The organism is Paenibacillus sp. FSL R7-0163 (assembly GCF_037969975.1).
GTDB classification, from domain to species: Bacteria; Bacillota; Bacilli; order Paenibacillales; family Paenibacillaceae; genus Paenibacillus_AQ; species Paenibacillus_AQ odorifer.
Genome location: NZ_CP150224.1, coordinates 4,896,448 through 4,921,333 on the forward strand (window position 1 = coordinate 4,896,448; position 24,886 = coordinate 4,921,333).

Below are 24,886 nucleotides of genomic sequence, written 5' to 3' on the forward strand. Positions count from 1 at the left end.
GTCCCGAGTCAATTACTCATCATTATCTTTTTTAATTCTTTAATCTGCATCATATGATGTAGGTCATGCGATATAAAATCCTTTAAATAGGACTCAAAGGAAAACCTTCCGTCCACATATTTGTCTGAGTATTTCCCCTCTTTAAGACTACTTATACAATCTAATATTAAGTTACGATACTTCACAGTCAATTCTATTAATTCGTCTTTGGTTTTTGTCTTACCATATGTAACAGCATCATTATTGAATTGATCGAAATCAATAAGTTGAAGTGTTATTGCTTTATCGCATGCTATCGGTTCGATCGTCGATTCATAGAAGTATTTATCCCATAACAAAATATGACTAACAACATCATGAATGGTCCATTTTCCTTCAGCGATGGGTGTTTTCCAATCTAAATCAATAATTTCTAAAACAAATCCATTCCATTCCTTAAACTGATTTAGCAAATCTGATCTGTTATTCATTGGCACATCTCCTTTTTTGGTAATCATCAAAATTCTAACAAAATCTCTTTAATTCATTCCTATATAGTTCATAGTTCGCTTCATCGAAACATATAAAAACAATCTTATTTATTTCCGACTTATTATGAATCATTGAGTTATTTATAATTACATCCATCTGAAATCCCCCCCGAAGTATATTAGTTGCGAACAAGTATCAAGTGCTGATTGACATTCAAGCGGCTTAAATCACCCTAGGAAACAGTCGTTAGCATTAGACTCGTGGGGTTGTCCACCTGGCTAACTCTTCTTCAAACCTTTACCTTCTATCGAACCAACACCTCGTGGTCCACAGCGTGAACGTATTGTTCGCAGATATCTAGCTTTTTCGGAGCTACTAATATGTTCTTCAGCATCCAGCTATTTTTTATATATGTAATCGATAAATCCTTGTCGTATCCATTCACCTTCAAACTTTCTTTCCAGTACTCGATCTTCTTTGTATATTAACTGCAAATCATCAAACATAGAATCTGCTTCATGATAATCATAATAAGAGTGTATTACGAATTCATCATCTTCCATCTGTTCAAACTGATTATCCCCCAAATCAACTCCATCGCCGACTCGAAAATCCTTTAGGGTTAAAAAATTTACAAATAATAATCCATTAGGTTTTAGAACTCGTTTCATTTCATTTATCGCTTTTTTTACATCTTGTTTTCTCATATGAAAAATAGAGTTATACGAATACACAAAACTCATTGACTCATCACTTAGCGCCAACTGTCTCATGTCGCCTTGTTGTATATTTAGAATCTGTCCCCTTTCAGTTGCGAACTGATTAGCTCTTTTAATTTGTTCGTCATTCATCTCAATTCCGTTTGTACTGTATCCATAGTTCGCAAACAAACTTAGTGGAGGTGAATCCCCTCCCGCTCCGCAGTCTAATATGTTTTTTTCCATACCACTTTCATTGCATAATGCCAAAAATCTGTACAAGGGGATTTGCTTAAACAGTTCCATGTTGATTCCACTCCTTTGACCATGTAGTTATTGGATTTACTCATAGATCTTTCCCATATAAATTATTTGAGCACATCTCTTCCATGGGTTTTCAGGTTGCTTAATATGATTTGCAGGAAATATAATATTGCTCCAAAATACTTTATTGAATCCCCGCAGTTCCAAATGTCTCTCTAATAACTTTTTCGTATTCATCCCATTTAAAGCAAAAAGGGCCTATATCAATAGCCTTATTACCGGATTCTAATTTGAAATCTCTCCATATAATAAGATCCCCTTCTCTCTCAATAAACACTGATATAAAGCCACATTCTTCATCGCCACACCAGGGACAGACTAATATTGGGTACCTGCAGTACAAATATTCATGCATTTCGTTTAACAAAAAATAGTTAATCATTTTCCTTTGATGCTCTTCACTACCCCACCCGAGGGAAGGAACCCTATCATATTTTTTTAACATTTGGTAAAGAGATCTACCATCAATTATTACGTCGGCAAAAATAGTATTTTTATTTCCCTCTTGATCCGGATCAAAACTATCATATCGGCTTGACGGTTTTGTTTGTATTTGATTTATAGTTTTCATGCTCCTCCTTTAAACTCTTCACACTTATCAAATAAACATTCGATCCCTCCACTCCATTCCCCTTCCAAAATATTGAATTCACCGTTTCTCAGAATCGCATATAGCAACCGAAAAATAAATTCACACAATCGAGTAGGAGGGGGCGGCTAGCCCCCGACCTCTCACACCACCGTACGTACCGTTCGATATACGGCGGTTCATGAAATATTCCGTAAGGAGTTGTATCTGTCCAATACACTCTTTAATCCATTGGCTTCCCAATATTGGTTATTCAATGCATGTTGTAGAATTGGACTCCCTGCAATTCGCCAATACCCTTTTCGGGTATTTCCCCACTCATAGGCTTTATCCTTAGGTACCCCTAAGGATATAAGTCTTTTGACTTTGGTTCTAGGGGTCTTCCACTGCTTCCAGAGGCACATTCGTAGCCTTCTTCGTATCCATTTATCCATATCTCGAAAGGTACTTGGGGTATCCGCCAGCGAGAAATAACCGCACCATCCCATGAGGTAGTGGTTTAGTTCCTTGATTCGCTCTTCCATCTTCATCGATCTCTTTCGAGAGGATATCTCCTGTATTCGAACCTTGACTCTCTGTAAGGACTGCTTCGCAATTCTCACCTTTGGTTCTTTGTCCACACTAAAACTAAATCCTAGAAACTTTCGTTTCCAGGGACGGTCTACCGCGCTCTTTACTTGGTTCACCTTCAGCTTTAGCCTCGTCTCGATGAATCGGGTGACCGTTGTCTTGACTCTCTCTCCTGCTCTTAGCGTTTTCACGTAAATATTGCAATCATCCGCATAACGAACGAAGCGGTGCCCACGTTTCTCGAGTTCTTTGTCGAGCTCATCTAGGACAATGTTAGATAATAACGGACTCAGTGGACCGCCTTGCGGGGCACCTTCCGTTGTCGGGGTTACTAACCCGTTCTCCATCACACCTGACTGAAGATATTTGCGGATAAGCAGGAGAACTTTCTTGTCCTCCACTTTCTCCGAAATCTTCATCATCAGTCGGTCATGGTTGACGCGATCAAAGAATTTCTCCAAGTCTAGGTCGACTACGAATCGATATCCTTCTTTCATAAAGGTTCGAGCTTTCCTCACCGCATCATGCCCTCGTCTTTTCGGACGGAATCCATAGCTATGGTCGGAAAACTCTGGATCAAACAATGGAGTTAACACCTGCGCGATTGCTTGTTGAATCATTCGATCTGTCACGGTAGGTATTCCTAGTAACCTAACACCTCCGCCACCGGGTTTCGGGATTTCGACTCGGCGCACGGGGCTCGGTTCATAGGTTCCTTCTTCTATGGCATGCCGCAAGGTCTGCCAGTTTTGTACGATGTGTTCTCGTAAGGATTTTACGGACATCCCATCTACGCCATGACTTCCTTTATTCGCTTCAACACGCTTTAAGGCTTGCAGAAGATTTTCCCGTGATAGCAGTTGCTCCAACATTTTTTTTTTAACCTCTCTTTACGTGATTTATACCTTCCATTTGTGCCAAAGATGAACTCCGCCCTGCTGAAGTCCCCCACGGGATTCACCGTTTCCTTCTTCAGTCAGGTCCTTTCGGATTTTTTTTCTGCATTCATCGCTCATCTTGAACGCCTGGATGTATAAATCCTATTCCATGTTCAGCCCTTCCGCAGCTGTTGCAACAGCTTGCGTACTATGGCGTCTGCTGACTTCTGTGCACTCAGCCTACTCTCACAAGTAGGGTTACGAAGTATACTCGCCTATCACACAGATCTCCCCAGGTAAGAACGCTATCTTCCTCTCCATCTATCTGCTTCATTTACTCTCGTACGCCTTTGGCAGTATGGACTTTGGTTTGTTGTGCAACCTCATCCAGCCTACGTTAGCCTTGTATGAAGTTCGTATTCCTCAGACCGGAGATTTGCCGCTGGCTTCCTTCAGATTCCACCTCGCGGTGGACACCCTTGCCTTAAGCTAATGGCTACTACTGCCTTCGCCATTCGGGACTTCAACCCTATAGATAGCGCCCATGCTGGGCGCACACAAAAAAGAGCTCCCAGAATGGAAGCTCTTCTTATGTAATTCAGAACGGAGAGAGTGGGATTCGAACCCACGCACCGCTTACGCAGTCTAACCCCTTAGCAGAGGGTCCCCTTATAGCCACTTGGGTATCTCTCCATGAAAATGGCTCCCCGAACAGGACTCGAACCTGTGACAACTCGATTAACAGTCGAGTGCTCTACCAACTGAGCTATCAGGGAACATTACAAGTGAACATGAATTAATTTATCATGATTTCAAGGTCTAGTCAAGCGGGCAAAATAATTTTTGTGATCGTTTTCAAATTTATGCTATGATTCGGCCGCTTGCTAGATTTTTTAAAGAGATTTCCATCCCTCTCCGACTATAGATTACACCATTCTCCATCCTGCGGAAGCTGTACCCGATCCCCCAACGATTCCTTCTCTAAATGAGCTTTTAGCTTATCTCGGGTAACCAAACAATGGTTAATGGCGTCCATGTGCACAGCAATCACTTTAGTAGAAGGAGCATATTCACATAGGTCTACGACATCGTGCTCATTCATTGTAATATGGCATCCGCTTAAAAACTGCGCACCACCAGCATTCACAACTGTCACCTCAGGTTTAAAAACGTCCAATGCCATTTTCACCTTATCACACCAAATCGTATCCCCAGCCACATATAGAACAGGTTCGCCTTCCGCCTGAAACACAAACCCGGATACCTTACCCATAAGTTTACCAGTCACTCCAGTGCCATGCCGTCCATCCGTACGTGTTATAGTTATTCCATTAAACGTCAGTGAATCGCTAATTTCCGTGGTATGCTCAAACCCCTGCTTCGCTAATTTATCTCCATCTCCTTCCTGACATAATAGTGGTAGATCATGCGGCAACAAAGAAATGGCAGCAGCATCCCAATGATCCTGATGAAGATGTGTGACAAGAATTGCATTAGGACTCAGCCATTGTTCTACGGCTCCCGGCAAAGAAACGAGCGGATTGCGGCGATCATTTTCAGTATTAAAAATAGGTGGATTAGCACCCTGTTCACTCAACATAGGATCAATTAAAAATGTACTGCCACCATACTCTAGCCATAGGGTCGCGTTGCGGATATGCTGTATTTTCATCGGAAGCCCTTCTTTCTTTCAGATATCTTCTGCTACAATTAATTATAGTTGGACCTTGAAACAGAATACATTGAGATTGGAAAGAGATTGGTCCTTTCTACTTTCACGCAGAAAGGATTTTAGATAATAATGAGCTCCTATTTTATAGATGATGTGGATTTTCGCATCCTGCAGCTTCTAATTGAAAATTCCACGATCAGTCACAGAGATATTGGGCAGCAAGTGCATATGACCGGTCAGGCTGTGGGCGCACGTATTCGCAAAATGCAGGACACCGGAGTGATTGAAGGCTACACGGTCCGCTGGAATCCGGATAAGGTTGGGGAGACTATTCATGCCTTTATTACTGTTTTTTTGGGTTCGAATACGGTTCACCCAGCCTTTCAGACATTCGCAAAGCAGCATGATAGTGTAAAAGAAATACATAGGGTCAGCGGAGAAGGCTGCTACTGGATACGTGTTCGTACCGGAAACCAAGAGGAGTTGAATAGCTTTCTCGACGAACTGCTGAAGTTCGGAAATTACAGAGTCAATCTATCGATGGGAAAACTGAAGTAAGGCTGCATCGGAATCGGATATGAAGCTACTATCGGACCCAGTTGACCTTATACTCAGCATAATCGCATATTTGGCATACTATCGGACCCCATTGCCTCTATTGGCACGAAAAACACCAAATATGAGCCTCTTTCGAACTAATAGCGTCACTTGAGTCCGAAACCCTGCCCAAAAGGCTAAAAACTTGCCAATAGCGTCATTGGGGTCCGTAAGCCTCAGCCAATGATAGCTCGGCGATGTTGGTGTTGGTGCAAGTGAATGGGTTACTCAAAGTCAATGAGCTTTTGCTTGCCCATAAGCTTTTATAGCAGGCCAGCCAACGTTAAAAACGCAGAGCAGCGATTCTCCAATAACCGGAGGAGATCGCTGCTCTGCTGTCTTTTTACTTATGCCATATTGTAGCTTCTACCACGGTAGCTAATTCAATAATTTAGCTGCTCTAAGCAGCCGGACAAGAATTACAGCGGCTTCTGTACGGCTAGTATCACTGCTAGGTGCAAAGCTGCCTGATGATTGACCTTTCATAATACCTTTTGCAGCCAGGTCAGACACTGCTTCTTTAGCCCATGAGGAAATAGTTGAAGCGTCTGTGAAAACATCTGCAGCAACGTTTGCTCCATATCCTTCAGCTTCTAGGTTCAGCAGCTTCATTGCTCTGGCTGCCATAACAGCCATTTGCTCCCGTGTAATAGGGGCGTTCGGACGGAAGGTTCCATCCTCATAGCCTTGAACCAGTCCTAAGGCTGCAGCAGCTCTGGCATCCGCTGCATACCAAGATAAATCGGACACATCATTGAAGGTCTTCGTCGTGTTCGCAGCTACAAGACCTAACGATCGAATCAACATAGCTGCGAACTCGGCACGACTGACAGATTTCTGAGGTGCAAAGGTATCTGTGGATTGTCCGGTCAAGATCAGTCGGCTAGCAAGTCCCTCAATCTCATTTTTCGCCCAATGTGTAGCAATATCCCCAAAAGTCACAGGGTGCAGCGCAGCGAAAAATACACCGCTCGCAATACTGCTCTTAACCGTAACCTTGGTCATCCCATTAACTAGCTCAAACAATGCAGGTACATAACGGAAGGAACCCGTCTGTTCATCGTAAATAAAGACTACACCTGTCTTCGCATCCAGCGCCTCCTTAAGCATAAATGTACGATCTACATAAGTGGTGCCGAACCCACTTGCTGCTACAGAGGTTTTGCCATCCGTTACCTTTAGAGTGACAATAGCCGGTGTTCCTTGCACAGTAAAGCCTTGCTGCTTAGCCTTGGCAAGCAGTTGTTCTAATCCTTTTCCGCTTAGCGAATTTAAATTAAACTCCAGTGTGCCTGCCGGCATTTGTGCGGATTTGAGCACACTCTCCACAAGCTCTAACGGGAAGCGGTAGCTCATACCTCCACTTTCAATAACAAGCACAGCTTTGGGGCTAAGTGCCGCCGCCTTACGTAAAGCATCTGCACTAAACCGGGCTGTGCCGTCTCCATTAGCTGAAATCTCGATAACAGCCTGCCCTGCAGTCGCCTTAGCTTTTAGCTGCGCATCATGATTAGCTGCTGGTGTAGGTGCTGGTGTAGCGGTCGGTGTGCCGGTTTGAACAGGGTTCACTGACCCTGTAGGGTCTGTTGGACCAGGAGTACTTGTTGGTTCTGGAGTATTCGTTGGACTAGGAGTACTCGTCGGACTAGGAGTACTTGTTGGATCCACAGGATCGATCGGGTCTACAGGATCTGTCCCACCAGGTGATAGCACCTCAATTGTATATACCCTCTTATCGTTGCCCACAGTTACCGTGAAATCTGTGATTCCCGCTTTAATTCCATTAAGACTGTCGTTGGTAAATGTAGCAATCTCACTGCTCATAATATTTAGAGTAGCTTGTGCGGTAATATCTCTGCCTTCTTTATCTAGCACCTTAAGCGTAGCTGACTTACCCTGCTCTAATACCACAGGACCGCTCTGTCCATCTGCTAGTTTGATAGAGAACGGTTTAATGGCTGTGGCTATTCCTTGATTTTGTTCTTTAATGCTTAGGTCAGGAGAGGCATTGGTCAGAAGATTCATCCGTTCGCCACGAATAATCATGTTGTCGACCAGCAGACTCCCTTTCAGATTTTTCGTAACTTCTATACCGCTTGTACCTGCGCCATCTAATACATTATTCGTCAGCACTACTCCATCAATGGAAGTGAGAGTATCTCCTTCTAGATCACCTTGAGCAATCAACCCCGAATAAGTGCTGTCCAGTGCCGTATTGTTGCGAATGAGTACTCTTCCTTTCAGATCACTCTCACCAGCATAAAGCCATAACGCACCCAGATTCACGCCGTAACCGGAATCATAACTGCCAGTTCTAAGCAAGGTATTTCGCTCCACAATCGTTGTTCCTTGGAAGGGCTCGGCGGTGAAACGGGTGGACACTGCAATCCCGGCTCCATTAGTCACAGTGTCTTTTACCACGTTGTCCTGGACTTTGTTATCTTTCCCCCCAAAGACTACAATGTTATCCGCTAACCAAGGCAAGGATACCGTATTAAAACGTGCCGTGTTATTATAGCTCGGTGTACGTTCCGTACCATTCATATCCGTCAACTTGCCGTCTGTAAACGACCACATTGCAATTCCATCATCCCCTGGATAGCGGATGTCACTTTGTTCCATCATGCTGTTGCCAGTCCCTACGGCAAAGTTAATCCCGTCTGCCATAAGATTGCGGATCCGCAGACCTGCCATGTACAGACCATTCGTACGCGCCTTTTCACCCATCGGCTGAGTTAACCACAAGCCTGCTTTGGTATGTTCTATCCAAACGTTCTGTATAATCGAACCTTGGCCAAAAGCACCATGGAAAGCGTTGGTGATCGCTTCATCATCCCGTTCGTTAATGCCGCCTTCAATCATCAGATCGTAAACACCAACCTTACCGCCGTGACCATAAAACTTAGCTCCATTCAGAACCGTATACCACATGCCGGCACCACGTATTTCAGCGGTATCCAGATCCAGCAGACCCTCACCGACATTAAAGGTACCCGCCGGGAACCACACTCCTTTACCTGTCGCATTCGCTTCGGCAAGAGCTGCCTTGAAGGCTGCGGTATCATCTCCCTCATCATTTGCTGCCGCTCCAAAATCCGTTACGGAAATAAATTCGTCCGGGCGAGCCAACTCAGGGGCAACCTGCTCCATATCCACCAGGTCAATGACGTAAGAAGCTGCCTTATCTCCTGTTCCCTTCTCTAAGCGAATAGTTGCTCCGGCAGGAGTATCGCCGATCAGAGCATGGATTTCGTCAAAGAAGCGGTGTCCACTGCCTTGGCGAGGATCATTTGACCATGGGTAGCTGCCATATTCCCAAGCATATTTGGATGTCAGCTTAAGCTGCTTCTTAACTCCATCCACATATAGAGTCAGGGTTTCTTCCGCACCAGCCCCATCTGGACTATCAGGAATGGAATATCGAAGAACAATGGAGTTAGCCGACTTCGCAAGCTTGAACTCTAGATAATCTCCCGTATTCTTCAAGGCCACCGCTTGTCGTCCAGAAGCCTCGGAAGCCATGCTGAGATATTTCCGCGACGAGCCAATCAGCGTTCCGTTTGTTGCCGCATCCTCAGCTTCATAGCTGATATATGGAACCGTTGCTCCACGGTATGTTTTGTTAACGCTGTTTTTTACGGTCAGGCTATCAAGGGTTACTTTACTCCAATCCACGTTGTCACTACTTAGAGAAACCGTGTTGATGCCTGCACGAAGCTGCAGTATTACCTGTGCATTCTTCCAAGAGGCAGACTTGCCAAGACTAACCTTGCCCCCTTCGTTTAAACCATTCACCTCTAGCGCCAGATCCGTTGCAGCAGCAGCGGTATTTTTGTATCGAATAACAGCGTCATATTCCCCGGCCTGCTGGGCGTTGACTGCAAACCGTATAACACGATCCCCTTTGAATGCTTCTCCTCCTGCATAAATTACATCAGTAGGGATAGGTAAGAAGCTCCAGAGCTCACTATCAGTTCCATTTGCAGCAGAACCAAGCTGAACAGCCGATGCGCTGTGAGAAAGAAGACCTGTTCCATTCGCATTTAGCAGAAGAGTATAACCTAACTTCTCTTCCAGCTTCCATTGGGATCTTTCTGTATCTCCAGCAGCTAACAAGACCACTTGGCCCGATTCATTGAGCGAAAGATAATGTTGTGTCTGAACATTCATAATCCGTTTGCGTCCGTTTATCTCCTGAACCAGCCATTGGGATTGAGCCGCCATATCGGAAGCATCTGCATATAGGACAGCCCCCTCTTTTTCGGCCAATACTTTACCAGCCATGCCTTTCGGTACAATGGTTATGATGTTGGTATCATTTTGAACTGGAGTTGTTGTATTGTTATTGCGCAGTTCTCCAGATGGAGTAGTAAACTCCTGTGGAGCCGCGTCAAGTGTCCATAGTGCCGTACCCTCACTCTCTAGCAAAAGCGCACGTTCAGCATATCCTGTCTTATTGGCAATGTTTATTAATTCATCGTCGTATTCTCCAAAGAGACTACGAATGGTGTAATGTGTATAATCGGAAGCCAAGCTTACTTCCCAGGCAGAGGCTCCGTCTACAGCAGGTTCTGTACTACTGCTCTCCAAATATGAATAATCACCATTCAGCGTTAAAAAATGACCTGTTGCCCGGTTGGTGATCGTCTGTTTACCCTCCTGCACAGTTACATTCCAGTGCGAAAATCCATTGTCTGCTGACGGCTGTCCGTACAGAACAACCCCATGCTCATTTTCGTATAAATACTCCCCACTGCTTGCATTCTTGAATCTTACAGGGTAATCAGGCAGTGGCGGAGCAATCGCTTCAACCGCTTCAGCAGTAAAATGCGCACTGCTTTTTTCCGCTGTATCTGCAGCTTTACTGATTCGGAGAGTTGGGTTGCCGTTATCATCCGACGCACCATAGATATAGTGACCAGCCCATGAGCTCATAATGGTAGTCACACCGGACGCCTGCATATCAACCTTCCACTTAATGCTGGCCCATACATCGTACACTGTTTGCAAAGTTTGAACGCTAACATTAGGATCAATCTCATCTACAGCCCCACCTATATGCTCAAGGGAGAGATAACGTCCAGTGCCTTTATTTTTTATCTTCACCGATCCATTGCTGCCGGCTATTTCTTGCAACTGCCAGACAAAGGAATCGTCATTCAAATCAAGTGGACCATAAGTAGCCTGGCCTACTGTTACATCCTCGTTGGCAGCTGCTAGAGGTGCAAGATTTTGGTTAGAGTGAGCAGAGTCCTGGTCAGCATAGACAGCTTCAGTAACCGTCTTGGATTCTGGCAATTCCTCTAGTGCAGCTGGAGAAGTCAGCAAAGGACCGTCCTTAAGATATTGATCCTCTCCATTTACAGCATCTAGCTGAAAACGGAACAAGTCTTGTTTTTTCTCGGTAACCGGTACAAATCTCCACTGCGGACTGCCCCAACCTGGATTGATCACTCCGTACTCAGCATATTTAGTGAGGTTCTGAAGTGAAATATACTTCTCTGGGATTTTATTAGGTTCCTTGTCTAGAACGCTACTGATTACGTAGGTGTTGTTCCCAACATTTTTGCCTGTCCAGATGTATTCTCGTTCCACATGATTTCTGTCTGGAAGCTCTGTGACCTGAAGGTGGCCATTTGGCATGTTCATCGTGTTCATGTAATGGCCCGTTTTCTTGTTTTTGAACAGCTTGCGGCCGTTATATTTCTCCACGAGCCACTGATCGGAGCCGTCCTTTTGCATATTTCCATATTTTAAAAGACCATCAACACTCTCATACCAATAAAATGACTTCCAGCCATTCTGAATCCGGTAATATGGCATTGTGCCGTCAGTCGGTGTGTTAGGATCTAAAAGCTGCCACTGAGCGCTCAAAGAAGTCGCATCCCCAATCGCACCAGCCTGTTCTCCACCCAATGTAGACAAATAAATGCCTGTGCTTTCGAGATTCTGAAGCGTCTGGTAATCATCATAATCATCGGAATCATTAAAAATCCATTGATCCGACGGCTGACTTCCGCTAATCTGCAAGGCCTTGGCGGTACCTTCACTATAAGAAACATAATGATCGGTTGCCGCATTACGGATACGCTTATTGCCGTCATAATCCTCTATATACCATAGATAGTCAGAGGTGTTGGCGGCATCTGGCGCAATAATTCCATGCTTAAGCTCGCCGTTTACGGATTCATATAAAAAATCTGTAGCCACTTGTGCATCCGTATAAGTTGCCAGTCGTACAGGCTGTAATTCGGAAATAGGCACGATTCTCCACTGTGCACTTGGATTAGAGGCTGAACCCGGCCAGCTGTTAGATCGCACATTATTGTCATCGCTGAATTGCGGATTTAGCCATAATGGACTCCCCTCTTCAGTTAAACCACTGTTACGAAGGGTAATGAAGCCCGTTCCATCAGGGCCTGGTGCATTCTCTTGGGTCCACTCACTTAGCTTCACGTGATCCATATCGACTTCCTGCGAAAAAACCCCAGCCCAGGTCACTTCATTTTGCTTAATATAATGGCCTGTCGCACGGTTGCGAATCATTACTGTTCCGTCATCCGTCCCTGATTCAAGATACCACTGTGCTGCTTCATTGCTGACAGGCTGTTTACCGTAAAGAACGTTCCCTTCACTTTCATACATTACCTGACCGGGGCGGAGACGGCTCTCTAGCCGTACAGGTGCTGCATTTGGATCTATAAAAGCCCACTGCGGACTCTCAAACGTAACATTGATATCCGAGCTTACTTGCGCATAACCAAGCTGATTCTCCTCGTGGATAACCAACTTCCCCTCTGGCACAGTCGCACTTCGGATGATCATGTATCCATTGCGATTGGAAGTATCGATCAGCCACTGATCCGCAACACTTCCTGAACCTTGGCGTTCTGCCGCCTTAAGTGAATCCTCTTTGCCGTTGTTACCATCCATTGTAATGTAATGGCCTGTCTTCACATTCTTGATTCGTGACAGCCCATTCACCGTCTCAACCGTCCAATGCGCTGAAGTATCGGCTGGATTGGTCATGCCATAACGCACGATTCCTGCGGATGTCTCATATAAAAAGTTGTTTTTCCACTTATTCTTGATGAGTACCGTACCTGATGGAATTTGCTCAGCGCCTGTTCCTCCAACCCCTTCTGCTCCTACGGAACCTTTACCGGTTCCCATTACAGGCAAGCTTGAAAAAATCAGCAGCAGCGCGAGCAGACCCGCCATTGCGGACCTGATTCGTTTCATACATGTGCCCCCTCTAATTAATATGGACTTCCTTTTCATATTAGTTTGGTAACGCTTACAAAACGATGTGCGATTTTATCCAGAAAAAGGTGTATTTGTACGGATATCCAATGCCCCGCAACATTCATGATGATTGACAAATCGGTTTAACGCGATGATAGTTAGTTTTAGCTACCCGCAAAGAGTAAACAAACGGAGGTACATATGAATTTCAAAATTGATTCGCCAAAAATAGCAGATCCAGACTCTCTTCTTCCTGAGCAAATATATTCGCTGCAAACCAAGGACGAATTCAGCTGTTGCAGCATCAGCGATACGGTTATTGATAATCAAGAGGCTAATAAGGTCAGCTTTGATCGCGTGATTTTTAAAAATGTAACGATTACGGAGTGCTCCCTAACTGGGATCGAGCTTATGGACGTGATTTTTGATCGCTGTGATCTATCTAATGTGGATTTTACGAATGGCATTATTCATCGAACTGAATTTAGAAACTGCAAGCTTATTGGCACAGACTTTACAAGAGGCAGATTCCAAAATGTTCGTGTAGTAGATTGTATCGGGGATTTTGCTACGTTTCGATTCGCTAATCTGAAGCAGGTTGCTTTTGAGAGCAGTTCATTAATGAGTTCCGACTACTATCAGTCAAATTTCCAAAAAATCAGCTTCAGCGAGTGTAATATGGATCAAGCCACATTGTCAGGATCAAAGCTTAATGGGATCGACCTTAGTGACTGCGAGTTCAGTGGCTTGATCGTGGATATCAAAGATTTAGAAGGATGCATCATTTCGCCTCAGCAAGCTGTTTCTTTTGTCGGATTATTAGGTTTGGTTATAAAATAAATAACTTCAACTTGCCCGAACATTTACCGCAGCGATAACGCTTAGGGTCTACTTTTCGCTTACGCGGATACTCCATGGCACAGGCACTGCATACAAGCTTATATCGATAGGGCAGCGGCTTCCGAGCTTTTGCACCCGGTAGTGTCTGACAGTAGCGGCTTCCGCCGACTTGCGCCAGCAGGCTTTTGAAATCAGCGTCACGATGCATATACCCTCGCTTAGCCAAATGCAAATGATAATGGCAGAGCTCATGCTTGATAATCCGCTCCGTCTCTTCTCTGCCAAACATGGCAAGCTGATGGGGATTAATCTCTATATTATGGCTTTTGGTAAAATATCGGCCACCCGTTGAGGACAACCGGCTGTTAAAGCTGGCCTTATGCCTAAACGGCACGCCAAAGCTGTCCCGTGATACCTGCTCAATCCACAGCTGCAGCTCTTCGTTGCTCATAGTTTCCATAGCGTTCTATCACAAGTCCTTTCCACGGGAAATAAGATCTCTACTTGAATTGTAACTTGTGCATAGGCTAAACTGTCAAGAAGGAAGACAAGTACGGAGGGAGAATGAACAATGCCGAAAATGCGGTATGTAATTTTGCAGCAAAATCAAGAATTACAATTCGTGGAAATGCCTGAGGAATATGCGTACCAACTAAGTGCGCTCAATTTACGCCTGAACAAAGAAATCGACAAGCTGACAGCCGATAATGTTCCGGATCTGCCCTTAGCCATCGCCGAGTGCGATTCGCTGGATCTGTTACGTGAGGATTACTCCCTGGAGTCCGGTCTGGATTATATCAATAGATTGGAACAAGCCTTCGCCTCTGTTCAAGAGCAGAAGAACTACCCACTGATCTCCCTGCTTACTGAGATACGAGCACTACAGGCTCAATTGGAGCAGTGGTACGAAGAGGAAGCAGAAAGCCTACTGTAATCCGCACCTTTAGGCTTATTTCTCCATATTCTAACTTACGTAAGTTGTTAGAGGAGGGATTCGCTTGCCACAGTGGCTCTGCCATCAGCTAATGAAAGCTTATTACAAAAAAGACCGCCGTCAGATCAAGCTGCTGAATGAGTGCTGGTTCTTTTATCGTAATTCTGCGGAATCGAGTAATGAGATGAAGTTATAGCCTCGGATGATTAAGATCCAGGTCATATTTAAAGCAGCGGCTACCGTCTTTTAAAAAGACGGTAGCCGTTTTTGTTAAGAAAGGGGACTTATAATTATGATCAGTAGAACAAGACATATACAGCTGTCTCCGGAAAGTGGGACTGAGGAAGAGGACAATTATAATCTCTATGTCATAGTCACATTCCCTGACCGCTCCCGCTGGGCATCGGATTTCTACACCTTCAAGAACATCGAAGCGATCCGACAAGACTACATCCAAAGTGGTGCTTGTCTAAATGGGGCCTACTGGAGTGCACCTAATTATCTAACTGTCGTGGATCATATTGATCGCAAGCGAATTGAAGAAATCGTCGATTTATATATTTCGGAAGGTACATTCGAATACGCCTTTGAATACATAGGACAGGTCACGGAGCGGGATCTGGAGATTATCGATTATCCGGAAGGCTTTTTCAACCCTTTAGAAAAGCTTGAGCACAGGTACGTTATGCGGCAGTTCGCTGCAATTGAGTTTATGCTGGAGAATGCTGCACCAGAAACTATAGCAGTAATAAAAAAGATCATCGCAGAGAAACAATAAGACTCCGCCTTAAGAATCAATCCTTATTAAAACTTAGGAAATACATATTTAACCAAAAAGAACAGAAAACCAAAAAATATAATAATGTAAGCAGCATATTTAATAAAGGTAGATGCGACAACGCTGGAATCCGATTTCCGTTGTACCTCCCTATGCTCCACTTCAACACTTCTATCCTTATAGCCCGGTTCCATCAGCAATCTCTCCTTTCGAATGTTCATCTTTGATAGCCTCCATTAACCCGAGGCTTTCAAGATTGAATCAAAATTCTAGATTGGATTAAAAAAAGACCGGAATTCTCTTCAGCTTTTCGAGCTGAGAAATTCAGGTCTTCTTTCTACTTACCCTTTAACCGAACCCGCCGCAATTCCCTCAACGATACGGTTACTGAGGAACAGGAATGTAATCAGAATAGGCAAAATACTGATCATAAGCGTTGCCCCGATCGCACCCCAATCCGTCGTATATTGACCAATGAAGTTTTGCACCCCCACGGTCAGCGTCTTGTAAGAATCAGAACTAATAAATGTGTTTACAAAAATAAATTCGTTCCAGTTATAGATCATATTAATAATGGCTGTAGTCGCGATCACCGAGCTTGTCATAGGAAGTATAATTCTAAAAAACATTCTGTTCACGGAACAACCATCAATTACTGCAGCCTCTTCCACTTCGCGTGGCAGTGCGTAATAGAAACCCAGCAAAATCATAATCGTTATCGGCATGTTAAAAGCGACATAAGACAAAATAAGTGACAAAGGGTGATCCGTTAAGCCAATCTTATTGAATATACTAAATAACGGAATAAGCGTGGAGTGAACAGGAATCATCATCGCTACCATAAACAATCCCAGTACGAACGAGCTTCCCTTCCATTTCATCCTGGTAACTGCATACGTAACCAAGCTCCCGAAGATAACCGTTAACACCGTAGCCACGATGGTAATCCATACGCTATTGAAGAAATACACGTTGATGTTCCCTACATTCCAGACCTTCGCGTAATTCTCCCAATGAGGATTCATCGGCAACGATAGAGCAGGAAGGTTGAACACTTCCTGATTATTTTTTAATGAGAAAAACAGCAGCCATACAAGCGGAAACAATTGCAGAGCAGCAACGGCAATCAACACGATATATAGCAATGAGTAGCCTAATTTACGTGTGATCTCCGTGCCAGCGCCGCCTGTCTTTGGCCCGATTTCTAGCCTTCCTGCAGTTCCAGACATCATGAAGCGCCCCTCCTTATGAGTATTGGATCGAATCTTTCGTAGCAGTTAATTTGCGAATGACCCAAGTAATGACGAGACAGATGACGAGCAGGAAGAAACCAATTGCGCTCCCGTAGCCAAAATCATAAGCCCGAAAAGCCTGATGATACATATAAGACGCCATCACTTCACTAGAGCCATTAGGACCTCCATCCGTCATAACAAAGATTAAGTCAAAATACTTCAGAGAACCTACAACGGCCAGAACAATCGTAACTTTAATGACTTCCATTGCGAGTGGAAGCTTAATTTTCCAAGCGATTTGTAAGGCAGAGGCTCCGTCAATCTTTGCTGCCTCTTCCAGAGAGGTCGGGATATTCTTGAGTGCTGCGTAATAGATCAGAATATAGAAACCAGCATATTGCCACAGAATGGGAATAAATAAAGCAAACAAAACTAATGTAGGCTCTGCAAGCCATGCAGGAGGATTAGCAAAACCAATGGATACTAATAAGCTGTTCACAATTCCGTTCGTCGGATGATAAATTCTTAGCCAAAGCTGCGCAATCGCAACGGACGATAGCAGCATCGGAATCAGATATATTTTGCGAAACAAGTTAGCTCCCTTGATCCGGGCGGCTAATACCATAGCAATTGCCAAATAAATAATGAGACTTAGGGTAGAAAACAACGCTAACTGCAGAGAATGCCAAGCACTATTCCAGAAGGTTTGGTCTGTTAGCAAAGCTTTATAGTTATCAAATCCGATAAAAGTCAGAGCACCTATGCCATTCCATTTATTCAGTCCATAATAACCCGTTAGAACAATCGGAATATATACAATAGCCAGAATGAGAAGCAAGGCGGGAAATACATATAACGCGATTATTTTTTTGTTAGACATCACTTTATCCAAAGTGTCCGACTCCTTTCCTTCATAAACCGTTTGAGGAAAGGCTTATCCGGCATCACGCTGCCGGATAAGCTAATTGTCCCCTTCGCCTAGTTGTCGAAGCTTTAGTTGCCTTTGGAGATGGCCGCGTCATGCTCCTCGGAATACTTCTCTGGCGTCACCGCTTTGCCAAAAAGAGCCTGGATCATATTCAGATGCGTTTCTGCTGCATTGGCACGCATTTGAACATCTGCGAATAAAGTGATGCTGCTAGCTTTGTTCATTTCGTTAAACAAATCGATGTAGAGCTGTGGTAGATCCAGTGTGGCGGTGTCCACCTTCGTAGCTGGAATAACGCCTGCTCCAGTTACGGATTGCTCTCCCCATTTGGATACGAAATACTCGACGAATAATTTTGCTTCTTCTTTTACCTCAGAGTTCTCAGCGACAAATAATCCTACACCTGGTCCACCTACCCAGCTGTTAATGTCTCCCTTCCCGCCTTCAACTGTCGGGAATTTGAAGAAACCAACACTATTACGGAATTCCAGTGGAATTTCTTCATTCGTTGTGAAGTTTGGCAGATCCCATGATCCCATCATGTACATTGCCGCCTTGCCATTTACGAACTCTGATTTTGCCTCTTCATTTGATAAACCGTTGAATCCCTTAACAAATGCATTGCTGTCTACAAGTGATTGGACCTCTGATGCCGCCTTTACTAATCCTTCATCCATAAATGAGCCTGATCCACTGATCGCACCTGCAAGTGCCTGTTGGCCTGCGATCCGATCAGCCAGATACATATACCAAAGCGATCCTGTCCAGCGATCCTTATTGCCGAGAGCAATCGGTGCAATGCCCCCATCAGATAGTGTTTTTACAACTTGCTTAAACTGATCGTAGGTTTGTGGAACCTCAAGATTATACTTTTCAAAAATAGCTTTATTGTAGTAGATAGGTGCGATGTTAAACTCAAGTGGAAGCGCATACGTTTTATCGTTAATAGCATAAGCTTCTGTAGTTCCTGCGACGAACTTGTCTTTCAATTCACCATTCAACAAGTCATCTACAGGTGCGAACAGATTTCCTTCAACGTAAGGCTGCAAAAAGCCAGCGGCCCAAGTTACCCCAACGTCTGGCAATTCGTTAGAAGCAGACAATACCTTCAGCTTATTTTTGTATTGCTCGTTGTCCAGAACCTCTTGCTTGATTACAACATTGGGATGCTCTGTTTGATATTCTTTAATGATTTGATTAACAATTTTATTTTGTCCGGCAGAAACACCTTCTGGCCATAAATGCATGAAGTTAACGGTGACTTTGTCGCTTCCCCCATTTGCACTACCTTTAGATTCACCTGCATTGTTATCTTTTTGACCACAACCAGCTGTGACAAGAACGAGGCACATCGTTAAGAACAATATTGTCCATTTTTTATTGCGCACGCTTACAACCCCTTTTCTATTGTTGTCTAGCGGCCTTGTAACCGCTTAACTAAATTGTAGCTTGGATCCCATGATGTCGTAAGGTCATAAGGATTGGGACTAATACCACTATTATTGGATTCTTTCCTCCGTGGTCATGACGTTCTGCCGGTATTGCCCTGGACTAACATTTTCGAGTGCACGAAATACCTTCACAAAATATTTGGCCGTCTGATAGCCTACTTGTTCCGCGATTTCAGCAATGGACAGCCGGGTGCTCACCAGTAGTTCTTTGGCTCGTTGTACTCTCCTTCTCGTTACATATTCACTGTAAGTCAGTCCCGTCTGCTCTTTGAAAAGGACGCTGAAATAGCTGGCATTCATGTGTAATTGATCCGCTATATCACGCATGGATATCGATTCGTGAAGATGTTCGTCTAAGTATTGGAGTGCCTCACGCACTTGAGTGCTATACACTTTCTCCTGCTGTACCGTTTCCATAAGCTTGGGATCGATCAGCTTCTCCATTCGTTCGATTCGATAAATATCATCCTTGCGTTTCAATGCTAATTCCACTGCTCGGACCAGCTTCGTTTTGTCGAGTGGCTTCAGTAAATATTCAACTACACCAAACTGCAAGGCTTTCTGTGCATAGTCAAATTCAGGATGGCCGGAGATCACAATAACCACTGGAGGATGAGGCATTTCGTTCAGCTTTTCAACTAATTCTAGCCCTCCAATCTCAGGCATGCGCACATCGGTAATAAGTAGATTAACTTCGTTATTTTGCAGCCATGCCAGTGCTTCAACACCGCTTGCTGCGGTTTCGATGCGATATTGACCGGATGACCAGGCTTCTAATGTTTTACGAACCCCTTCTCTTGTTCTCGGTTCATCATCTACGATGAGTATAGTCTTCACGTGTTTTTCCCCTCTCCAGGTTCATTCGGTATTGTAAAAGAAATGCTAGTTCCGTAACCTTCTTCACTTCGTATTCCAAGTCCGTCCGTATTGTCTACGTAACTGAGTTTCAGTCTCCGCTCTATATTAGCAATACCAATCCCGGTCCCTTTGGAAGACCTCATGCTCCCCTTCTCCATGGTGTGATAGATAGACGATATCTTTGCTGCATCCATCCCTGGACCATCGTCAGTTACCGTAACCAATGTATATCCCGGACGACTTGAGGGCCTTACAATTAGCATAACTGTCCCCGGTCCAACCCTTTGCTCTACGCCATGAAGAATCGCATTTTCGACAAGAGGCTGGATTAACAGCTTCGGTAGCGGGACACTTCGGCAAGCTTCATCTGACTCAATCCGCCAGGATAACCTATCGAGCATACGCATCTCCATAATCTTCAAATATCTTTCGGCATGGTCGAGCTCATCGCCGATAGTCACCCATTCATCATCATCAGTTCGATTGATGACATAACGAAAAAGCCCCGACATATCAACCACAATTTGAGCTAATTCCTCCTCACCCTTTTCATCGAGGGCCCAATAGAATGCTTCTAATGTGTTAAATAAGAAATGCGGATTGATTTGAGCCTGAAGTGCCTTTAATTCTGTGCGACTCTGGACGATCTCCTTCTGATAGACGACTTCAATTAGTTCATTCAGAGAGTGAACCATCTGGTTGTAAGTATTATTGAGCTCATTGATCTCCATAGTTGTAGAAGTGACTGAAATCGGTTTCAAGGTTCCAAATCGTGAACCGCGCATCACTTTTATCAAATTCAGTATAGGACGTGTAATCATCGTGGATAAAATAAAAGTAAAAATGAGAAACAATAAACTGCCAACAACACCGGATACGATGATCGCTGTACGAAGGACAGATATCCCCTCTGTCGTATAGTCAACTGGAGTGAGGATTACTAGCCTCCAACCTGTTGCCTTGGACTGCTTCTGAATCACAATGTAGTCTTCACCGCCAACCTCAGCCTTTTCTCCTCCATGATCCAGTATCTTATTCGCATTGACATTTACGGAAAAATCGGAAGAAATTTGCCGTCCCGCTTCATCAAATAATCTCATTAATTCACGCGTTTCCGCCTGTGAGCTGTCCACCTCATCCGTAAGCTGGAAGTAACTTTTCTCAATTTGAACCATAATATAGCCAGCTTTCGTGAATGAATGATCAATCAGTCTAATATTACGAATCGCGATGACGATATCCGAATTCCGCGGGTCAAGTCCAAACCATACGAGACGTCCTTTGCCCTCGTCCACCCGGCTGATCCATTCTTCTGATACTCGATTGTTCAGGCTGGCGTCATCAACAGAAAGTAATTTCTGATAATCACCTGCATACAGCTCAATGGAACGAATCCCTGTCGCATACGCCTCATATTTACGTACTTCCTGCTGGATGGTTTGACGTTCGGCGAAGCTGATCGGCTTTCCTTCGGCCTCTTGAGCGAGTAATCGCTGAATGGAGGCGTTGGTTGCCACTTGCGCCGTCAACGTGTTAATCTGCCGGATCAGTACATCCAATTTGCCCGTTGCCTGAACTGCAGTCTGTTCAATATGCTTCTCCGCACTATTGCGTAATAGAACCGAAACTTGACCGTACATAAAAAAACCAACCGTGGCGAGTACGATCACCATGACAAACATAAAACCCAGGAAAATTTGATTACGCAATGTGTTTAACTGTCCAAACCTCGTCAATCTTTACACTCCCCTCCGCCAGATAGACTTGATTCCTCATCAAAAAAGATGACCCTTGAATCTTCAGGAATCATCTACAGCTCTAGTTATTTGTTAATTCAGCCTTTGGATTATATGATATCAGTGATTAGTTTCTGAGCCCATATCCATATCGCGTTTTAATTTATCCAAATCAACCAAAAAAAGCAATATAGAATATATACTCATGCCTACCAGAGTTGCACAAAAAAACCGTACCTCCGCTGACCCGGGTATACCGGAATAGCAGTGTACGGCTTGTATTTTTAAATGTGGAGGTTCTAATTAAAACTACGGTTGGACACCCAAGAACCCTGCAATTTACGCAGCATAATAATTTGTCCAGTATGGTAAGAATCGTGTAGGATAAGGCTCATTACCTCTTCCCCTGGCGCATGACCCGAACCGCCCCAATCATACGCGCCTTCTTCCAGCGCTTCAATGATTTCTCTAAGAGCAGCATGCACGTCCTTCAGGTCTGCAACGGCTTTCGCCCATGCTTCTTCTCCTTCAGCTGTTACAGTAAAGGTATCATCGTTGCTTTCAGCATCGGGTTGTTTGGGCAACCCTTTTAGCTTTCGCAGCAAACGCACCTTATAATAAGTTAGATGGTTAACCGTTTCCCAGATAGAATTGGCCGCCCCACCCTCTGGCTTCCAGAGAGCCTGTTTGCTATCCACACCTTCCAGCGCATCGCTAAGCGGCGGAGCCCAATCCTCGATATCCATGCAATAATCCCAATTTTGGAGCAAGACCTCACTGATTTTATTTTGCATGTTCAACCTCCTAAAAATTTGTGTAAACATAAACTTCATGGTGTAGCTTCAAAAAGAACTACTTCAAAGCCAACTAGTATGTAACGACTTAAACCATAATATAGTGGTTACAAAAGAAATGTAGCATATTTCCAAATTGCATTCAAGTAACTAGCTAAACTTATTTTTAACTGTTACAATGATTTGTAATGAGCGTTGAATCGGAAAGGATGAACAGACCGTGTTGTGGGAGGATTTCATTAACAGCTACTGGCGGGATTGGCGAACAGGAGATAAGAATAAAGATCGGGACAGGCTCGATGAAGAAGAATGGGTTTTTAAATGGCTGAAGGAGTATTCTCTTTTAGAAACACAGATGCCGAACACGATAGAAATGGCGCAGCTTAAAGAGCTTCGCTCTCTACTATGGAACTGGGTACAGGCTATTGTGCAAGGAAATGCGGTGTATGGAGTAATGCTGGAACAGCTCAATGTCTATATGGACAAGGGTCCTGTTACACGGCGAATTGTATGGAAAAGCGACGAGCAAGCGGAAATAAAGCTGTTGCCACTCCATAGCGGTTGGGAGCAGGTGATGGCGGAGATTGCGGCGTCTTTTGCCGAGGCATTGCTTGAAAAAGAACCCAACAGATTCCGCATCTGCGAGAATTCCGATTGCCTCTGGGTCTATTACGATGATACACGCAACCGCTCCAAGCGGTACTGCGATGACAAAGCTTGTGGCAACCTTATGAAGGTGCGGCGCTTCCGGGCGCGGAAGAAGGCTGAGTCTGAGGGGGAATAGAGTCTATAGGCTAATAGTTCATATTAAAACTCTTATACTTAATGTAAGCTTGTTCCGTGTAGGAAGAATAAACTTGAGGTTATTAGCGCAGTGTGAATTACGTACATTTTTCACTCTCTATGCATCCATTAGAGCCTATAGTTAAGCTGGTAGTGAGGGAGGCGTGATCCAACCCACTGTCAGATCCCCCTCGTGATAGCTTTCAATGATAATTCCTTTATCCATATTTATAATCCATGTATCAAATCCAACAGCAATAACATCATTGAAGTTATTTATAATATTATTTAAATTAGTTTCCACTACCGGAAGATTGATCTCATTCCACACAATAAAATAGTTATCACGCAATAAAATAGATTCTATGTCTTTCAATTCTTCCGGCGTCTTAAAGGATTTCTTTTGATCAATAGATTCCCAGTCAATCCGCGCCCACTGTGTGAAATTAACTATACTCTCCATCATAGATACAATCTCGGACGACTTTTCTAAACTATATATTCTTGTGTTGGGACCTAAAGCTTCGATACACTCACTGTAAAGAGAACCTAGTGGGTTTTCTATTTTCACTCTTTTTTTCAGTTGCTCCATACGAAATAGCCGTGCTTGTTTATCACTCACTTTCTCACAACCTTTAACTCATCATATTTTTTAGCGAAAAAAACCTGGCCTTCTCTAGATAGTTTTGTGCACTGAGCTTTATGAACTCGTAAAATAACTGCATTTCATACACTTATTCCGCATCCAAGGGGGATCATCAGGACTTTAATTGTATTCTGTACACTTAAAAACTAGAAAATGTGCCCATAGAGTAATAAATCACAAAAATAGGTGTACGAAATACAGTTATATCCTTTGGCGGGTTATTTGTGGGATTATAGTTGTACAAAATACAGTTAAAAGCTTCTGCACATCGCTCTCCTTGGCTCTTAATCCCCAACAACCCCAATATCCCTCCACCCGATCATGATCTCTTCAACAATCTCATTCCCAAGCTTCACTTCTTTTGTCGCAACAGATTGCCCACCCACTTTGTGGTAGAAATGAATCGCGGGATTTCCTGTTACCACCCAAGTCATGAACGAGCTATAATTTTTCTCCAATAAATTCTGTGCTACGCTTCTTATGAGTTGCCTTCCAAGACCCTTTCCTTGCTGTTCCTTAAGCAAATAGAGTGCATATAGCTCCGCATCATAGAGATCAGAGAGATCTGACCCTCTTCGCGCTCCTCCATTTGCAAAACCAATAATCGTCCCAGCCTCATCTTCAGCCACATACATAACCTCGTCTTTATTGGGTGTTTCAAAATTCCGAATCCAGAGCTTCCTTCTAGCTTCCACTGTAATTTTATCGAGAAACTCATCTGATATTAGCCCTCTGTATGTGGTTTTCCAACTCGCAGCGTGGACAAAAGCGATCCCGTCTATATCACTAGCTGTTGCTTCTCTAATCATCAATTTAATTCCCCCTTAGATTTCCGATAAAAGCTTCAGCTAGTCCAACA

General features: G+C 44.0%; 22 protein-coding genes and 2 tRNA genes. 6 read left to right on the forward strand and 18 right to left on the reverse strand.

Features of this window, described 5'->3' with window-relative positions:
• Positions 1 to 8 precede the first annotated feature (8 nt).
• The 7 genes from NST45_RS21590 to NST45_RS21620 all read right to left on the reverse strand — a co-directional run bounded on the left by NST45_RS21590 (position 9) and on the right by NST45_RS21620 (position 5,202).
• Complete coding sequence (locus NST45_RS21590) at positions 9 to 470, reverse strand: DinB family protein (RefSeq protein WP_326048240.1); 462 nt, start codon at positions 468 to 470, stop codon at positions 9 to 11.
• 399 nt (positions 471 to 869) lie between these two features.
• Positions 870 to 1,475, reverse strand: coding sequence for a class I SAM-dependent methyltransferase (locus tag NST45_RS21595; RefSeq protein ID WP_036681653.1), 606 nt, complete (start codon positions 1,473 to 1,475; stop codon positions 870 to 872).
• A gap of 142 nt (positions 1,476 to 1,617) precedes the next feature.
• A complete protein-coding gene (locus tag NST45_RS21600; RefSeq protein ID WP_076106957.1) occupies positions 1,618 to 2,064 on the reverse strand; it encodes an oxidoreductase in 447 nt (148 codons plus the stop codon).
• 197 nt (positions 2,065 to 2,261) lie between these two features.
• Positions 2,262 to 3,524, reverse strand: coding sequence for a group II intron reverse transcriptase/maturase (gene ltrA / locus NST45_RS21605; RefSeq protein WP_036681916.1), 1,263 nt, complete (start codon positions 3,522 to 3,524; stop codon positions 2,262 to 2,264).
• Positions 3,525 to 4,134: 610 nt separating this feature from the next.
• Positions 4,135 to 4,223: transfer RNA gene (locus NST45_RS21610), tRNA-Ser, on the reverse strand.
• A 7-nt stretch (positions 4,224 to 4,230) separates the two neighbouring features.
• Positions 4,231 to 4,306: transfer RNA gene (locus tag NST45_RS21615), tRNA-Asn, on the reverse strand.
• A gap of 143 nt (positions 4,307 to 4,449) precedes the next feature.
• Positions 4,450 to 5,202: an MBL fold metallo-hydrolase gene (locus tag NST45_RS21620; RefSeq protein ID WP_339811752.1), complete on the reverse strand. Its 753-nt coding sequence runs from the start codon at positions 5,200 to 5,202 to the stop codon at positions 4,450 to 4,452.
• A 129-nt stretch (positions 5,203 to 5,331) separates the two neighbouring features.
• Between NST45_RS21620 and NST45_RS21625 the strand changes: the two genes are divergently transcribed.
• Positions 5,332 to 5,760, forward strand: a complete 429-nt coding sequence (locus NST45_RS21625; RefSeq protein ID WP_339811753.1) for an Lrp/AsnC family transcriptional regulator — start codon at positions 5,332 to 5,334, stop codon at positions 5,758 to 5,760.
• A 417-nt stretch (positions 5,761 to 6,177) separates the two neighbouring features.
• Here NST45_RS21625 and NST45_RS21630 read toward each other — a convergent pair whose 3' ends face one another.
• The gene (locus NST45_RS21630; protein ID WP_339823773.1) at positions 6,178 to 13,041 is read right to left on the reverse strand and encodes an S-layer homology domain-containing protein; all 6,864 of its coding nucleotides are present in this window, start codon (positions 13,039 to 13,041) and stop codon (positions 6,178 to 6,180) included.
• Positions 13,042 to 13,245: 204 nt separating this feature from the next.
• On the opposite strand from NST45_RS21630, the gene NST45_RS21635 reads away from it, so the two are divergent.
• A complete protein-coding gene (locus NST45_RS21635; RefSeq protein ID WP_036686811.1) occupies positions 13,246 to 13,884 on the forward strand; it encodes a pentapeptide repeat-containing protein in 639 nt (212 codons plus the stop codon).
• Here the strand turns inward: NST45_RS21635 and NST45_RS21640 are convergent.
• Entirely contained in the window at positions 13,874 to 14,335 is a 462-nt protein-coding gene (locus NST45_RS21640; RefSeq protein WP_081383508.1) for a SprT family protein, read from the reverse strand. The genes NST45_RS21635 and NST45_RS21640 overlap by 11 nt on opposite strands.
• A 120-nt stretch (positions 14,336 to 14,455) precedes the next feature.
• On the opposite strand from NST45_RS21640, the gene NST45_RS21645 reads away from it, so the two are divergent.
• From NST45_RS21645 to NST45_RS21655, 3 genes are all read left to right on the forward strand, one after another.
• On the forward strand, positions 14,456 to 14,818 hold the full coding sequence (locus tag NST45_RS21645) for a hypothetical protein (RefSeq protein WP_036686808.1): 363 nt from the start codon (positions 14,456 to 14,458) through the stop codon (positions 14,816 to 14,818).
• A 64-nt stretch (positions 14,819 to 14,882) separates the two neighbouring features.
• Positions 14,883 to 15,014: a cortex morphogenetic protein CmpA gene (cmpA, locus tag NST45_RS21650; protein WP_094903512.1), complete on the forward strand. Its 132-nt coding sequence runs from the start codon at positions 14,883 to 14,885 to the stop codon at positions 15,012 to 15,014.
• Between the two features lie 96 nt (positions 15,015 to 15,110).
• Entirely contained in the window at positions 15,111 to 15,596 is a 486-nt protein-coding gene (locus NST45_RS21655) for a hypothetical protein (RefSeq protein WP_076280204.1), read from the forward strand.
• A 26-nt stretch (positions 15,597 to 15,622) separates the two neighbouring features.
• Here NST45_RS21655 and NST45_RS21660 read toward each other — a convergent pair whose 3' ends face one another.
• The 7 genes from NST45_RS21660 to NST45_RS21690 form a co-directional block, all read right to left on the reverse strand.
• The gene (locus NST45_RS21660; protein WP_036686806.1) at positions 15,623 to 15,817 is read right to left on the reverse strand and encodes a hypothetical protein; all 195 of its coding nucleotides are present in this window, start codon (positions 15,815 to 15,817) and stop codon (positions 15,623 to 15,625) included.
• A 120-nt stretch (positions 15,818 to 15,937) separates the two neighbouring features.
• Positions 15,938 to 16,828, reverse strand: coding sequence for a carbohydrate ABC transporter permease (locus NST45_RS21665; RefSeq protein WP_076219626.1), 891 nt, complete (start codon positions 16,826 to 16,828; stop codon positions 15,938 to 15,940).
• Positions 16,829 to 16,841: 13 nt separating this feature from the next.
• Positions 16,842 to 17,723 (reverse strand): sugar ABC transporter permease, encoded by an 882-nt coding sequence (locus tag NST45_RS21670; protein ID WP_036686803.1) that lies wholly within the window; start codon positions 17,721 to 17,723, stop codon positions 16,842 to 16,844.
• 101 nt (positions 17,724 to 17,824) lie between these two features.
• Positions 17,825 to 19,147, reverse strand: a complete 1,323-nt coding sequence (locus NST45_RS21675) for an extracellular solute-binding protein (protein WP_038569072.1) — start codon at positions 19,145 to 19,147, stop codon at positions 17,825 to 17,827.
• 111 nt (positions 19,148 to 19,258) lie between these two features.
• Entirely contained in the window at positions 19,259 to 20,047 is a 789-nt protein-coding gene (locus NST45_RS21680) for a response regulator (protein ID WP_038569070.1), read from the reverse strand.
• Positions 20,044 to 21,804: a sensor histidine kinase gene (locus tag NST45_RS21685; RefSeq protein WP_339823778.1), complete on the reverse strand. Its 1,761-nt coding sequence runs from the start codon at positions 21,802 to 21,804 to the stop codon at positions 20,044 to 20,046. Before NST45_RS21685 ends, NST45_RS21680 begins: the two co-directional genes overlap by 4 nt.
• Positions 21,805 to 22,103: 299 nt before the next feature.
• Positions 22,104 to 22,598, reverse strand: a complete 495-nt coding sequence (locus NST45_RS21690; protein WP_036686798.1) for a DinB family protein — start codon at positions 22,596 to 22,598, stop codon at positions 22,104 to 22,106.
• A 220-nt stretch (positions 22,599 to 22,818) separates the two neighbouring features.
• Here NST45_RS21690 and NST45_RS21695 point away from each other — a divergent pair, with 220 nt between their 5' ends.
• Positions 22,819 to 23,382, forward strand: a complete 564-nt coding sequence (locus tag NST45_RS21695) for a CGNR zinc finger domain-containing protein (protein ID WP_339823780.1) — start codon at positions 22,819 to 22,821, stop codon at positions 23,380 to 23,382.
• Positions 23,383 to 23,523: 141 nt separating this feature from the next.
• Here the strand turns inward: NST45_RS21695 and NST45_RS21700 are convergent, their stop codons facing one another.
• Complete coding sequence (locus NST45_RS21700) at positions 23,524 to 24,003, reverse strand: hypothetical protein (protein WP_076142444.1); 480 nt, start codon at positions 24,001 to 24,003, stop codon at positions 23,524 to 23,526.
• Positions 24,004 to 24,311: 308 nt separating this feature from the next.
• Positions 24,312 to 24,836 carry a GNAT family N-acetyltransferase gene (locus NST45_RS21705; RefSeq protein WP_076142442.1) on the reverse strand — a complete coding sequence of 175 codons (525 nt, stop codon included), beginning with the start codon at positions 24,834 to 24,836 and terminating at the stop codon, positions 24,312 to 24,314.
• Positions 24,837 to 24,886 lie beyond the last annotated feature (50 nt).